Below are 14490 nucleotides of genomic sequence, written 5' to 3'. Positions count from 1 at the left end.
AATCCCCTCCGTTAATTAGTAATCTGTACTTATTTATAACTCCTTCAGAAAAAATGTATCATCTTCCCTTCTGTAAAGTCAAGTGTCATTTTTCTTGATTTTCGGTTTTTAAAGCCAACTATCCGAGATTATTCTGGATTGGAAGACGAAATCTCAAAATCTCTTCGGTTTGAACACATCCTCCAGGTTTTCAAAGTGCTTTTTTCTCTCCTGATAGATCCTCTGGAAGGTCTCTTTGAAGAGAACGTCCACAACGGCGATTTCACCGATGTTTTCCCTCAAAAACTCGTAGGTATCGTACTTCACAGGAGGGCTCTGAAGAACGAGGTGGGCCACCTTTGCCAGTTCAGAGTCTTTGTTCGTTGTGATGGCAATCGTTTTCGCTCCCATGTCCTTTGCCACCTGGGTGGATTTCACCGTGTCCCTTATGTTTCCGGTGTGGCTGATCGAAATCACCAGATCCTCCTCTGTGAGGTTCACCGCCTCTATCACCTGAACGTGTGGGTCGTTGGAAAAGAACGTGTGGAAACCAAGGAGCGAAAACTTCAAACTCGCATACTCTGATACCACCCCAGAAAGTCCGACTCCAAAAAAGAGCACCCGCCGGGCTGAGAGGATCCACTCCACCGCCTGCTCTACATCCTTCATGTTCAGTGTGTTCTTCAGACGTTTCAGTATCTCTATTTCCTCATCTATGAAATCGTGTCTTTCTATCTCCTCTTCTATACCGCTCAACTCTCTTGCCAGGGTGATCTTGAAGGCCTGATAGCCGTCGAAATCGAGTTTTTTGATCACCCTGTGAATCGTGGTTTCACTCACACCCACGATCTTTGCAAACTCCGTGATCGAGTAGTGTATGACATCATCCGGTTTTTCCAGGATGTAATCAGCCACCCTCCGCTCGGCGGGGCTGAACTGTGTGTATATGTTCAGTATCCTATCCTTTATCTTCAACCTCCCACTCCTCCTTCAACAGGCGTTTCCTTTCCAGAAATACCCCGAGTTGCTCGTAAACGTACCTTTCGGCCTCTTCGTCCGATAGAGATTTTACCTCTTCTGCGAACCTGGCGGTTCTTGCAAAGTAAAACGGCAGAAGGTTCTCCACCACCGTTTTGTCCCTCGTCTTTCTGTATTGAACGGCACTTCTGTAGAGAAGATCAACCCAGGAATTGAGGCTGAGTGTGCCATCTTCTTTCACTTCTCTTACGGCACTCTCGTTCACGTATTCTGGTACAACCAGTGTTTCTTTTGCGAGTTTTTTTAGATTGTCCACATCTATGGTCATCGGTGGAATTTCTTCTTCTGGTGTTTCACCGTAAATGGGCACATCTTCAATGTTCCACACACTCATCCATCTGTTCTGATAGGTGACCATCAACTCAAAGAGTGTTCCCACCACCTGAAGGAACATTCCCTTGAGGTGTTTTCCGGGATCCTTGACATCGTGGATCTTGGTACCGAGGGCCGCCTGAAGGATCCTTCCAGATTCGTTTATGGCGGTTGTGGTCATCCAGATATCGATACCGAATCTTGCAACGTCCGTTTTCCACGTCTCTTCCGGTTTTTCTAAGTAAATCTCAAGGAGTTTTTTTCCAACACCGAAGTCTCCCCCGATGGGCTGTCTCACCTTCTTTCCGTAAAGAGCAGACGTCATGGGAAAACAGACGTTGTTTGTGATCGTGCCATCGAATCTGTGTCTCAGATAAAACGGTGTGACGTAGTCTGCCTCTCCTCTCAGTATTGGTCCTGCAAGTCTTTCCACCCACCACGGTTTCACGCTTCTCAGGTCGGAGTCAAGAAACACCACCGTCTGCGCTCCCTGCTCAAGAGAAAACTCCATGATGGCCTTCATGGCACTTCCTTTTCCCGGAATTCCCTCGTAGACAAAACTCTCCTTTGGAACACCGAAAGTGTCCGTCTCCATGAATCTTTCTCTTGTACCATCGGACGAGCCACCGTCCGAGTTCACGATCATGCCGTCTCCATCGAAGAACTCCATGATACCCTTCGCCGCCACTTTTGCAACGTGGGAAATCGTCTCTGCGTTGTTGAAACTGGGTATCCCAACGACAACCTTCATACCAATACCTCCCTGCTCAGTATCTCTTTCAGTCTTTCCAGACTGAAGTGCTTCTTCCCCACTTCGAAGTTGTGCTCCACCGTTTCTCTGTAAAGAGAAGGATCACACAAAAGTTTTGACAGTTCCTCCACCGCTTTCTGCAGAACGCTCTCTTCAACCTTCACAAGATTTTCTCTTCTGAAAAATCGCTCTCCCAGACTGATGTACCTCAACCCCACCGGTTTTATGTCGGACCTGAACACCTCGTACTCGAAAAGAACAACAGGTTTTTTCGCCGCTATCGCTTCAAGGAGTTGGTTTCCCCACCCCTCAAGGATGGTGGGATACGTGACAAAATCGGCAACGTTGTAGAGTTTCCAGAAAAATGAGGTGTCTTCTTTCACCCTCTCGCTGAAGATCAAAAGTGGAACACTTTTCAGGGAAGCGTACTCTTTCAACTCTTCAAGGTAAGATACGTCTTCACAGAGACCGGAAAACACGAGGACAATCTCGCCACTGAACACACTGCCGTTGTATAGAGGAGTTTTTCTCTTCAGGGTCCTTTTCAATAAAGCCACAACGTCTATTGAAAGTTCGATCGCTTTTCTTTTGTCGATCCTTGTTGCCTGAAGGGCAACGATCGTTCCCGGATCTATACCGAGTTCTTCTCTCATCCTGTGATACATATCTTCGGAGGTAAGTGGCCTTTCAAAATCCATAACGTTCGGCACCACAACTGGATCTATGCCCTTTCTTTTCTGAAGTTCTTTCTTTGCGATCGAGTTTATGACCACGTGCTTCACATTTGGAAGATCCGGTGGGAAGTGTCTTTCCAGTATCTCTCTCAACCTTTCGCTTTTTGGAATCAGGTGCTTTCGCTCCCACCAGAAATCGTGGTGGTGTGCGATGAATTTCTTTTTCAGTTTCGAAAGGGCAAGGCCGAGTGGTGGAAAGAGTCCCAGGGACCAGATGTTGTTCGGAACAACAAGATCGTAATCTTCCAAAACCTCACTTAAAGTATGGAAGAGTTCTTCCTCTTTTTTTTTCATAAAACTCAGAAAATCCTCTTCATTGGAGAAATCCGTCACACCTCCGAAGAAGTTCCTGTTCATCATAGCGAAGTCTGGATTTTCAAACCCGATCTCCTCCACGACCACGTCGACTCCTTCTTTTCTGTTTCCTGCCACGATGTGAACCTCATGTCCCATCCTCGTCAGGACCTTCTTCCACTTCTCCATTTCGAGAGAAACACCGTCCATGAGACCACCGCGGTAGTGAAGGAGGGCTATCTTCATGCTTTCTCCTCGCTTTCAAAGAGTTCCAGCAGGTAATCGTAGGTTCTTCTCTTCATTCGAAGTTCGTTCAACTCCCTTGCCAGTTTTTCCTCGCTCTGAAGGTGAAAAAGTGAAAGTTCCATTTCTTTCTTCGTTCTGAGAAGAGAAAAGTACCTGTGTTTTGACTTCACGTCATCTTTTCCAGAGAGCCTGGAGGCTTCCGCGTCGAGTTCAGAAATGGTCTTTTTCAAAAGGTCCACCGCTTCGTCTTCTGGTGAACTCTCAAGACGCAGAACGGGAAACTCCGGAAAGTTCAAGATGGACAGTTCAGAAGGTCGCACCGCACCAGAGAGCGGTTCGATCCGTCTTGTTCCTATCTGAAGGGGTTTTAAACCTTCCACTTCTTCCAGATATGGATTGAAGACCCAGAGGGAAGAGTCCTTCACACCAACCCACGGGAGTTTTGATTTGAAAAGGACACGTTCGCTTTCTTCTCCATCGGATTCGATCTCTAGAAACAGTGGAGGACAGTCAAAGAGGGTGTACCACCTGAAGAACTCCTCGCTTCTTGGATGGCTCTCAAGTTCCATAAAGGAAAGCCTCATCGAAAAGCTTCCCTCACACTTTGCTCCGGGAACGTACATCATGGGACCTGCGTCCCCCACTCTGCCCTTTACATCCTTTGCTATCCACTCGATCGACCTCACAAGTGTTACGTGCACCCTTTTGTTCTCCATCCAGTACTCTCTCAGACCTTTTGCAAGGAAGGTTTTCGACATTTTGCCATCGTATATGGAGACAAAACCCTGGAATGGAAATTCCCTCACCACACCCGTCTCTCTTGCTGCAAGAAGAATCCCCTTCAAACTCTCAGGGAGTGATTCTGGTAGTAGACAATCGTCTTTTTCCTTTCTTTTCACCACATCGAAGGGCATCTTTGCAAAGATCTCTCCTGTTCCTGTCTCGTAACTCATCGAAAGTTTGTAGTTCTTCCCTTTTGTGTCCAGAACCAGATTCCATTTCACAAGTGGTGTTTCATCGAAGACGATTCTTTCTTTCGTTTCAACATGGCACAGGTGTGACTGAACAGATCTTTCCATCTCAACAACCATGGAATGTTCCGTTCTGGAGACGATCTCAAGTCTTCTCAGAATCACGGAGAAATCCGTTTTTTCAACGAAGGTGGAGTAGGTATCACCCTTTTCTTCGAACAGATTCAAAACACCTGCTCTTTTTCCGTTCAGGAGAAGAGAGCCGTCTTTTTCAAAGTGTGCCTCGTAGTAGTCGTTCTTCCACGACAGGGCCTTGTTCGACTCTCTCTTCTGACTGGCGGTTTCGGCTCTGAAAAATCCCGCACCGTCTGTTCTTAGCCGAACTGTTCTCTCACCGTCGCAGTACCAGTGATTGTAAGGAAACGGAGAAAGAGAAAAAACATAAAGACCACTTTTCAGTCTTGCTTTCCCGGAAAGTTCTTTCAACTTTTCTTCCACGGATCTTTTTAAAAGAAAGTACATCTTCCTGTATGTTCTCCCCATCTTTTCATGGACAGGATCCACACACACTCCACAGATGTTGTCGTGCGCAAGGGTCTTCAGGTACTCCCTCCACAGGATTTCCTGAGGCTTTTCACCGTTCAGGGCAGAAAGGATATCCTCCAGTTTCAGAAGATCTTCGATGAGGTCGCTTTCCAGTTTCAGATACACCCTGGTGGAAAGTGTTCCCGGAAAGGTGCAGGCGTATCTTCCAGAAAGGAGTTCTCCAGAAAGAACAGGTACGTCCCCGGGAAACCTTTCAGGGAAATCTTCTGGCGAGACGATCTTAATCCTCAGATACTCCTGGGGATCTTCTGGAGAGAGGTCTATATCGTATCCATCGAGAAGTAGCACCTCACCAGATCTTGAGAACCTTTCCAGTTTTTTCTTTTCGTGCTTCAGTCTTTTCTCTGCCATCTCTTTCGTCTCTTTCAGGTTGTACAGGTTTCTGTAGCCTCCCACAAGAAATATGGCCTGAACCGCTGTGCCATCGCTTCCTTTCCAGAGAAACTCCTGGGAGATCTCGTCGTTCTCGAAAGAAACACCCCGCCAGAGAAAGACCTTCTCTATACCGAACAGTCTGTGCAACTGTGGGCCCTGAGATATGTGACCGAAGTTGTCAAGAAGCCATCCCACCTTCATGCACTTTCCGAATCTTTCAGAATCCTTCAACCCTATCTCCAGATTTTTCAGTATGGACGGCTCTTTTGGTATCCTCCAGTCTATCTGCGTGTAATAGGGTCCTATCAGCAACTTCCCTTCTTCAACCAGTTTTTTGAGGTCTTCCTCCACCTGCGGGTTTTCCGTGAGAAGGTCTTCGATCACGGCCGTCTGGCCGTCCATCACGTAGACAAAGTCTGGATTTCTCTCAGAAAGGTCCTTCACTCTGAAAAAAAACTCTCCCAGCCAGCGGGAGGTCACCTCGGATGTGGTGAACCACTCCCTGTCCCAGTGATTGTGGACGATCACCTTTTCCTTCATGAAAGCCTCTCTCCTGTTTCCGGATGGAAAAGGTGTATCTTCTCAGGATCTATGAAGAATTCAACTTTTTCTCCACTTTTGAAATCAACATCACCGGGGATCTTCGCAACGATTTTCTCAGTCCCAACGTTCAGGTGGAGTATCGTGTCCGACATGAGTTTTTCGGCAAAATAGACCTCTCCTTCCAGTCTGACGGTGTTTGGTCTCTCTTCCAGGTAGACGTTTTCGGGACGAATACCGAGGACAACCCTTGAAATCTTTGGATCGGTCTTCAGGGGAATCGATATGGCATCTTTCTCAAGGAAGATACTGGTTCCCCGAGATTTCACTTCCATCTCCAGAAAGTTCATCTGCGGTGATCCCACAAATCCTGCAACGAAGATGTTCACAGGATGATGGTATATCTCAGAGGGTGTTCCCACCTGCTGGAGTTTTCCCTGATTCATCACGGCGATTCTATCTCCCATTGTCATCGCTTCCGTTTGATCGTGGGTCACGTAGATTGTTGTAACACCGATTCTTTCCTGGAGTTTTTTCAATTCGCTTCTCATTTTCACACGAAGGAGAGCATCGAGATTCGAAAGGGGTTCATCCATCAGGAGCACTTCTGGTTCATGAACGATCGCGCGGGCAACGGCAACCCTCTGTCTCTGACCTCCCGAAAGCTGTGCGGGGTATCTGTCGAGAAGTTCTGATATGTGAAGAAGATCTGCCGCCCAGTTCACCCTCCTTTCGATCTCTTCCTTTGGAACCTTCTTGAGTTTGAGGGGATACCCTATGTTGTCTCTCACCTTCATGTGGGGCCAGACTGCGTAACTCTGGAAAACCATTGAGATGTTCCTGTCTTTCGGTGCAAGGTTCGTCACCTCACGGTCGTTGAAGAAGATTCTTCCCTCTGTTACCTGCTCAAGGCCCGCTATGCATCTCAAGAGGGTGGTTTTTCCACATCCTGAAGGCCCCAGCAGAACGAGGAATTCTCCTTCGTTCACGGTGAGGTCGATACCATCGAGTGCCTTCACGTTCCCGAAGTACTTTTTCGCTCCTTCTATTCTCACCTGAGCCAATTTCTATCACCTCTCACTTTAAGGTGATACCCCACATGCTCACGAGGTACTTTCGAATGAAGAATATGAACACCATTGCAGGGATCGCCATGATCGTTCCCGCAGCGAACTTGAAGTAATCGGGTGATGCCATGGCGGTGTTGAGGATGTGTGCGGGAAGCGTTCTGTTCGTCAGTGTCAGAATCGAAGAGGCAAAGACTTCGTTCCAAGACATGATAAAGGCAAATATGGCAGAAGCGGCGAGCCCAGGAAGTGCAAGGGGAAGTGTGATTCTCAAAAAAGCCTGGAACCTGCTCAATCCGAAGACCATCCCCGCCTCCTCGTATTCAACAGAGATCCCGGAAAACACACTGGAGGTGATGAGAACAACAAAGGGCAGTATCATCGAAGCGTGTGCCAGTGCCACACCGAGTGTGGTGTCTGCAAGATTCAGTCTCATGTAAAGAACCACAAGAGGAACTGCGACCACGATGAGGGGAATCGATCTTGTCATGAGCATGGAGAGCCTGATGGCATTCTTTCCCGGAAAGACATACCTTGTGAGGGCGTATCCAGCGGGAAGCCCAAGAAGAAACGAAATTCCTATCGAAACGAGGGCCACCTGGATACTGGTCAGCGTTGCCTTACCACCTCCCAGTGTGACGAAGAGTTTGTAGAGATGATCAAGGGTGAGACTGCTCGGGAATATCCTGTGCGGATCGTAGTAATCCGACGAAGGTGTGAGTGATGCAAGGACGATGAAGAACACCGGAGTCAAAAACCACAGAGATACGATCACAGATAGAAAGACGATGAAAAATCTTCTCATCATCGCGCCCCCTCCAGGTGTTTTGCCCTGAGGAACGTTATGTAGAACCAGCTGACGATGATCGTAACGAGGGCGATCACCAGTGCATAAGCGCTGGCCATCTTCGGGTCGTTCATGAAGGTGTACCAGTAGTAGGTTTCACCAGCCAGAACCGGGATGTCCCTTCCCGCAAGAAGCCACACGACACCGAATATCTGAAACGCAAAGAGGGTCCTCAGAAGAAGTGCCGACATGATGGATGGCTTCAAAAGCGGAAGTATGATCTTTGTGAACTTCTTCCATCTGGAAAAACCGAACAGATCGGCAGCTTCCAGGTATTCCCTGTTTATCGACTGAAGACCAGCAAGGATGATGATGAAAACAAGCGGTGTTGCTCTCCAGATTTCTGTGAGGGCTATCACCCAGAATTCTCTGGCCTTGAACATGTACCCAAAGAAATAAAGAGGCCTTTCTATCAGGTTCAGACTCATGAGGATCTTGTTCAAATATCCGTTGGGTGAAAATATCGTGTAACTCATGAGGGCCGCTGTGACGTCACTCAGGGCAAGTGGAATCGCTATGAAGTACAGGATCATCGTGTAACCTCTGAACTTCCAGTTCACAAAGAGAGCAAGTCCCAGGGCAAGAATGAGCTGGGCTGGAACGATCACCGCTGTGAGAAGTAGTGTGTTCTTCATGGCGTTCCAGAACTCTCCACTCTCCATGAGACGCTTGAAGTTTCCGAAAAACCCCTCGTTGCTTGTAAAAGCGAGTCTGAACGTTTCAAAGAGAGGATATCCCATCAAAACAACAAGGTAAAGAACTGCAGGGAGTATCAGAAGAAAGGGAATCCATTTTCCTCTCATAACACACCCCCAGAAAAGGGGTGGGGGGACCCACCCCGGGTTCTCAGAAGAGACTTGCGTCCGGTTCCGGAAGTTCCGCTCCGGTTTCTTTGAACATCTGCCTGATTCGCTCACCGAGTTCTTTCACTACCTTCGCTGGATCTTCACCCTGGAAGACGATTCGCGTGAACGCCATTCTGTAAGTTTCGGTGAACTCTCCGCTCTTTGGTCCCAGACTCGGTATGAAGGACACCACAGAATCCTTCGTGGCAGACTGGTTTATCACACCTTCAGCCAGGACCTTGAGAGCGCCTTCCGGCACGGCACCAACCGCTTCCTGGACGACGGGGAAGAATCCCACGTTCTTGAGGATCTCAACCTGCATCTCCGGAGAGGTGAGGTAGTCTATCACCTTCGCCGGTTCTTCGAAATCTGCTCCCTTTGGAATGGCAAGTCCCACAAGAACGATGATGTATCCTCTTCCCATCGGTCCCCTGGGAACGGGAACGACAACGAAAGCGTCTGGTTTTTCAACGATGGCAGGCTTGAGTCTTGCCGTGTGGTCCCAGGCGATCCACACCTCTTCTCTCAAAAGAGGATCTGCCATACCGTCCCAGGTGGAACTTGCAGGGTGAACGTATTTGAAGAGTTCTTTCAGGTAGTTCCACATCTCAACGGCTCTCACACTGTCGAATTTCAGAGCCTGGGCTCCCGTGAAGGAAGGATAGATGTAACCATGGAGGAATCTGTGCCAGAGACCTTTCGGTCCGATCGGGAAGCCAAGAAGAGGTTGACCCGTTTTCTCGTAGATGTTCTTTGCCCACTCAAGCAGAGCTTCATAGGTCCATTTTTCCGTTCCTTTGATCACATCATCTCTGGACAGTCCGCGAGGCAGATAGTCAAACGCCTTCTTGTTGATAGCCATAACGTACGTTGCCTGAAGCCAGGGAACGAAGATCTTTTCGCCGTTGACGTAAGCGAACTTTTCGAGGGTTTCAATGAAGGTCTTCCCTTCGAATTTGAGGTCTTTGAGATCACTCAGAAGTCCTTCAGATGCCATTATGTAGAGATTTCCCTGAAGATCTGCTACAAGATTCAACGTGGTCCTTCCTGCCCTGATTTCTGCCTGGAGTCTGCTGAAAAGCTGTGGATATTCGAAGTTGAGAAATTCCACGTCGATGCCCGATGACTTCGAAAATTCTGCCAGTTTGTTCAGCATGAACTCCCTCTCTGCCGCCGGTGTCATCTGTGTGGAAGCGAAGTTCACCTTACCAAAAACGACACCGACAACTGCCAGAATCACCATGAAAAGCAACCACTTTCTCACCATGAACACCCCCTTGAAAAAGTTTTTCGTATATCATAACTAAAAAGAAAATTTTCTACATATGGATGATAACAAAAAATTACCTCCTCTGTCAAGTGGTGGTAACATTAACAACGTGGTGAGATTCGATGGGGTGGGATCATGAGAGTTTGCAGAGTGTGTGGACAAACTTTTGAAGAGATCTGTGAATCTATAGGAGTCTGCGTAAATTGCTTGAGAAAGGGAAATCTGGAATTTGCAAGAAACTCACACAGAAAATGGAGAGAGGAGATAGGTCTTCCATCCGATGCTGCAGAACATGAAAAGGGCCTGAAGTGTCCTCTCTGTGTTAATGCATGTGCCATACCAGAAGGTGAGGTGGGATTCTGCGGAGTTCTCAGAAACGAAGGAAACAGACTCATCTACATCACCGGCTCTCACAGAAAGGCTCTCCTTCACTGGTACTACGATCCTCATCCCACAAACTGCGTCGCCTTGCCTGTGTGCCCGGAAAAGGATCACAGAGGCTTCTACAATCTTGCCGTTTTCTTTGCAGGGTGCAACCTGGACTGTCTCTTCTGCCAAAACATAGATCACAAGTACATGGTGAAAGATGGGAGAATCTCCGAAGGAAAAGTAGTGGACCTCGATGAACTGATAGAAGTTGCCATGAATCCCCGCGTGTCCTGTGTGTGCTTTTTTGGAGGAGATCCCACACCGTGGAGCATTTTTGCACTGGAATTCGCAAGAAAGTTGAAGAAAAAGAGAAGAATCTGCTGGGAAACAAACGGACTTGCTCATCCCAGGATCATGGAGAACATGGCAAGAATCAGCCTTGAAACAGGAGGCACAGTGAAGATAGACTGGAAGGCCTTTTCACCCACAGTTTATGAGGCACTGACAGGAGTTGATGGCAGAAAGGCTGTTTCGAGAATAAAGGAGAACGTTCGTCTGGTCGCATCCATGGGCAAAGGAAGAGAGATGCCCCTTCTTGTCGTCAGCGTCCTTGTGATACCGCACTACATCGATGAAGAAGAAATAGAGGGAATCGCAGAATACGTTTCATCGGTGGATCCAGATATTCCCTTCGTGCTTCTGGCTTTTGCACCTCAACATCTGATGAGTGACCTTCCCACCACCAGAAAACAGCACATGGAGAGGGTAAAACAGAAGGCCATCGAAAAAGGTTTGAAAAGGGTGTTCGTAGAGAACGTCTGGCTGTTGAGTTGATCTTTTCATCTAACTTCCCACATCTCCACAAGATCAGGAGGAATCCTGTCGATGAAGTTCTCTCCACTTCTCATGATGAATCTGTTTCCGCGATAGGGATACGAAGCACCCGTGACCTGGTAGGAGATGTAAAGTTGCTCTTTGGCTCTCGTTATGGCCACGTAGAAGATCCTCTCTTCCTCGTCAAGGTTTCCCTCCGAGATCGCAAAATAGTTTGGAAAGTCTCCCGGATTCACGGATATGACAAAGACTACTCTCCACTCGAGACCCTTTGCCTGATGGACCGTGGTGAGGGTAACCTTTCCCTCCTTCTGAAAGGCTTCTCTCTGTATCTCAACGTCCTCCGTCACGGCAAGGTCCGTCAGGAAATTTTCCAGATCTGTGTAACGGGAGGCTATTTCGACCAGTCTCTCTATGTCCATCTCTCTTTCACGGAAGTCAGGATACCGCGCTTCAAGGTATTCGGAGTAGAAGGAAGTGAGAACGTATTCTATCATCTCTCCCGGAAGTTCCATCTTTTTGAGATGATCAAGAATTTCCATGAATCTCGCGTATTCACCGGAGAAGTTCACCTTTTTCAGTTCTTCGAAGGGATCGAGTCCCTCCTCCACGTACACACTCGCAAGGTCTGCGATCTTGGATGCTGTCCTGTCTCCGATACCGTAAAAGAGCTTTGCAGCCCTCAACCAGGCGGATTTGTCCCTGGGATTCTGAACTATCCTCAAGAAGGAGAGAACGTCCTTCACGTGTGCGCTTTCGGTGAACCTCGGCCCCGAAAGAACCCTGAAGTCTATCCTGCTTCTTGCCAGTTCCATCTGAAGTTCCAGAGAATGTGAGTGTGATCTGTAGAGAACCGCTATTTCTTCGGGTTTGAATCCCTCTTCGAAGAGCTCCAGGATTCGCTGAGACACAAAACGTGCCTCTTCGTATCTGTCCCAGGTCTTGACCACAACGGGTTTCATACCGTCTTTTCTCACAGGCTTCAGAACCTTCGGAACGGCCCTGGTTGGAAGCATCGCATTTATGAACTTCACGATGCTTTCTGTACTTCTGTAATTCGTCTGGATCTTGAAGATCTTTGTGCCCGGAACCTTTATGAAGTCTTCCACGTTTTCGTATCTTGCTCCACGGAAAGAGTAGATGCTCTGCGCATCATCCCCCACCGCCAGAACGTTTCCGTGTCTGGAAGACAGGTGCTCGATCATCCTGTACTGGACGTAGTTTGTATCCTGAAACTCATCCACCAGAACCCACAGAAACCTCTCTGCTTCTCTGTCCCGTATCTCTCTGTGCTCTTCGAAGAGTCTGTAAACGAAAAAAAGAAGATCCTCGTAATCCACCACGTTTTGAGAGCGTTTTTCCTGTTCGTAGAGGTCAAAGATCTCAGCGATCTCTTCCTTGAAATCCAGAAATTTTGGGTTTTTCACAATGATGCTTTCTCTCAGAGATTTGAGTGTGTTTCTCATGTAGGAGTATATGGACATCAAAACAGAAGGCTGAGGAAAGTTTTTTCTTTCTTCCCTTCCCTTTCTTTCCAGAAATTTGCTTCTTGCGTGTCTCATCAGGCTTTCTGAGTCTTCTCTGTCCAGGATGGAATAGTTCCTGTCCAGTCCAACGTACGGTGCGTACTTTCTCAAGAAGTAATTGCACACGTGATGAAACGTTCCGGCGAGCATTTCTGAAAGCTCTCTTCCCGTCACCATCTTTGCCCTCTCCACCATCTCTCTTGCGGCGGCTCTTGTGAACGTGACAAGAAGGATTCTGGAGGGATCCACACCGTTAGCAAGAAGGTAGGCTATCTTGTAGGTGATGACACGGGTTTTTCCAGATCCCGGTCCCGCTATTACAATACACCTTCCTTCTGATTCAACAACCGCTTTTCTCTGTTCTTCATCGAGATCTTCCAGGAACGAAAGGTCCGTCTTCTTCGGTTTTATCCTGTACTCTTTCATCACTTCACCTCACCAGAGATGGAGCCGGGCCGGAAAAAGATGGGCTATGAGCATACCAAGACCAAAACCAGCGAGCGCTTCAAGGAAACTGTGCCCAAGATCCTTCTTCACCGCAGGTCTCAAAACGATGGCATCCATGAATATGATCACAAGGAATATGGAAGCGATCGACGTGTAGGGAGAGTCGAACCCCGTGCTTCGAGCGAGCGACCACGCAAGTCCGGACACGGTGGCAACGTGTCCACTGGGCATGCCTCCGTAACTTTTCAGCATCTTAACGTCTCTTTTGATCAGAAACTTTATGAACTGTGCCACCAGGAATGAAACAACTGCCGTTGTGAACGGCGTGCTTCGAAATATCTTCCAGACATCAAGCACGGAATAGGAAATGGATCACATCCCCCTCTCTTACAACGTAATCTTTTCCGTGGGCTTCCACAGCACCGGCTTCACGCGCTTTTTTGAAAGAGCCGTATTCGAGGTATCTCTCGAAGGGGATGACTTCTGCCTTTATGAACCCCTTCTGTATGTCTGAGTGAATGAGACCAGCGGCTTCGTAAGCGGTGGCTCCTCTCTTTATGGTCCAGCTTCTTGCCTCGTTCTGTGTTGCGGTGAGAAACCTCACAAGATCGAGCAGTTTCAGGATTTTCTCGAAAAACTCTTTCTTCTTGTTACCCGGAAGGTTGTACTCTGCCCTGAAAAGTTCTGCCTCATCCTCCGGGAGTGACTTGAGTTCTTCCTCGAGCTTTACATTTATTATAATGTATTCTTCTTCTCTATCCTTAATTGCATCTTCTATTAACTTTTTCTTCTCTTCGTCCAGTTCATCGACGTTGAAGACGAAGATCTGGGGCTTGTCGGTGAGAAGAAAAAGGGAACGTATCAAGTTTTCTTCGAACTCGTCACGTCTTGGAAACTTCGATGCCCTGTTTCCCTGAGAGAGAAACTCCTGGAGAGCCTCCAGGAGTTCCACTTCTCTTTTTGCATCTCTGTCACCCGTTCGTGCAACCTTTACTCTTTTTTCCAGGCGCTTCTGGATGGTCTCAAGATCTTTCAGTATGAGTTCGGTCTCAACTATCTCTATGTCTCTTTTTGGGTCTACACTCTGATAGGGATGGGAGACCGTTTTGCTCTCGAACACCCGCACCACATGTGCTATGACATCCACTTTACTTATGTGATCGAGAAACTGGTTCCCGAGCCCTTCACCTTTACTTGCCCCTTTCACAAGGCCCGCTATGTCCACGATCTCCACGAACGGGTGGACCACTTTTTTTGATCCTTCGTTTTTTGCAAGAATCTTCACCCTCTCATCTGGCACAACGAGAACTCCCACGTTTGGCTCTATCGTACAGAACGGGAAACTCTCCGCAGGTACATCGTTATCGGTCAGAAAGTTGAAGAAAGAGGATTTTCCAGCGTTCGGAAGGCCTACTATTCCCACCCTCTCCAAGTTATCA

12 protein-coding genes are annotated in these 14490 nt (G+C 47.9%); 1 reads left to right on the top strand and 11 read right to left on the bottom strand.

Features of this window, described 5'->3' with window-relative positions:
• Window positions 1–153 precede the first annotated feature (153 nt).
• From CTN_RS06725 to CTN_RS06690, 8 genes are read right to left on the bottom strand one after another with little or no spacing between them, the layout of a single operon-like run.
• Window positions 154–954 (bottom strand): MurR/RpiR family transcriptional regulator, encoded by an 801-nt coding sequence (locus CTN_RS06725; RefSeq protein WP_015919814.1) that lies wholly within the window; start codon window positions 952–954, stop codon window positions 154–156.
• Complete coding sequence (locus CTN_RS06720; protein WP_015919813.1) at window positions 938–2080, bottom strand: glycosyltransferase family protein; 1143 nt, start codon at window positions 2078–2080, stop codon at window positions 938–940. The genes CTN_RS06725 and CTN_RS06720 overlap by 17 nt, the downstream gene beginning before the upstream one ends.
• A complete protein-coding gene (mggS, locus tag CTN_RS06715) occupies window positions 2077–3354 on the bottom strand; it encodes a mannosylglucosylglycerate synthase (RefSeq protein WP_015919812.1) in 1278 nt (425 codons plus the stop codon). The genes CTN_RS06720 and mggS overlap by 4 nt, the downstream gene beginning before the upstream one ends.
• Window positions 3351–5846 carry a glycoside hydrolase family 38 N-terminal domain-containing protein gene (locus CTN_RS06710; RefSeq protein WP_015919811.1) on the bottom strand — a complete coding sequence of 832 codons (2496 nt, stop codon included), beginning with the start codon at window positions 5844–5846 and terminating at the stop codon, window positions 3351–3353. Before CTN_RS06710 ends, mggS begins: the two co-directional genes overlap by 4 nt.
• Window positions 5843–6910, bottom strand: coding sequence for an ABC transporter ATP-binding protein (locus CTN_RS06705; RefSeq protein ID WP_015919810.1), 1068 nt, complete (start codon window positions 6908–6910; stop codon window positions 5843–5845). The genes CTN_RS06710 and CTN_RS06705 overlap by 4 nt, the downstream gene beginning before the upstream one ends.
• A gap of 13 nt (window positions 6911–6923) precedes the next feature.
• Window positions 6924–7721: a carbohydrate ABC transporter permease gene (locus CTN_RS06700; protein ID WP_015919809.1), complete on the bottom strand. Its 798-nt coding sequence runs from the start codon at window positions 7719–7721 to the stop codon at window positions 6924–6926.
• Entirely contained in the window at window positions 7718–8563 is an 846-nt protein-coding gene (locus CTN_RS06695) for a carbohydrate ABC transporter permease (protein WP_015919808.1), read from the bottom strand. The genes CTN_RS06700 and CTN_RS06695 overlap by 4 nt, the downstream gene beginning before the upstream one ends.
• Window positions 8564–8606: 43 nt before the next feature.
• Window positions 8607–9869 carry an ABC transporter substrate-binding protein gene (locus CTN_RS06690; protein WP_038067779.1) on the bottom strand — a complete coding sequence of 421 codons (1263 nt, stop codon included), beginning with the start codon at window positions 9867–9869 and terminating at the stop codon, window positions 8607–8609.
• Between the two features lie 141 nt (window positions 9870–10010).
• Between CTN_RS06690 and CTN_RS06685 the strand changes: the two genes are divergently transcribed.
• Window positions 10011–11078, top strand: a complete 1068-nt coding sequence (locus CTN_RS06685) for a radical SAM protein (protein ID WP_015919806.1) — start codon at window positions 10011–10013, stop codon at window positions 11076–11078.
• A 5-nt stretch (window positions 11079–11083) separates the two neighbouring features.
• Here CTN_RS06685 and CTN_RS06680 read toward each other — a convergent pair whose 3' ends face one another.
• The 3 genes from CTN_RS06680 to ychF are packed head-to-tail and all read right to left on the bottom strand — an operon-like array spanning window position 11084 to window position 14483.
• Complete coding sequence (locus CTN_RS06680) at window positions 11084–13030, bottom strand: ATP-dependent helicase (RefSeq protein WP_041437747.1); 1947 nt, start codon at window positions 13028–13030, stop codon at window positions 11084–11086.
• Between the two features lie 9 nt (window positions 13031–13039).
• On the bottom strand, window positions 13040–13408 hold the full coding sequence (locus tag CTN_RS06675; protein ID WP_015919804.1) for a divergent PAP2 family protein: 369 nt from the start codon (window positions 13406–13408) through the stop codon (window positions 13040–13042).
• Window positions 13401–14483 (bottom strand): redox-regulated ATPase YchF, encoded by a 1083-nt coding sequence (gene ychF, locus CTN_RS06670; protein WP_015919803.1) that lies wholly within the window; start codon window positions 14481–14483, stop codon window positions 13401–13403. The genes CTN_RS06675 and ychF overlap by 8 nt, the downstream gene beginning before the upstream one ends.
• Window positions 14484–14490: the final 7 nt, after the last annotated feature.

Origin of the sequence: Thermotoga neapolitana DSM 4359 (assembly GCF_000018945.1) — a bacterium.
Lineage (GTDB): Bacteria > Thermotogota > Thermotogae > Thermotogales > Thermotogaceae > Thermotoga > Thermotoga neapolitana.
Note: the sequence above shows the minus strand (reverse complement) of the source record. Positions and strands in the feature narration are given on the sequence as shown.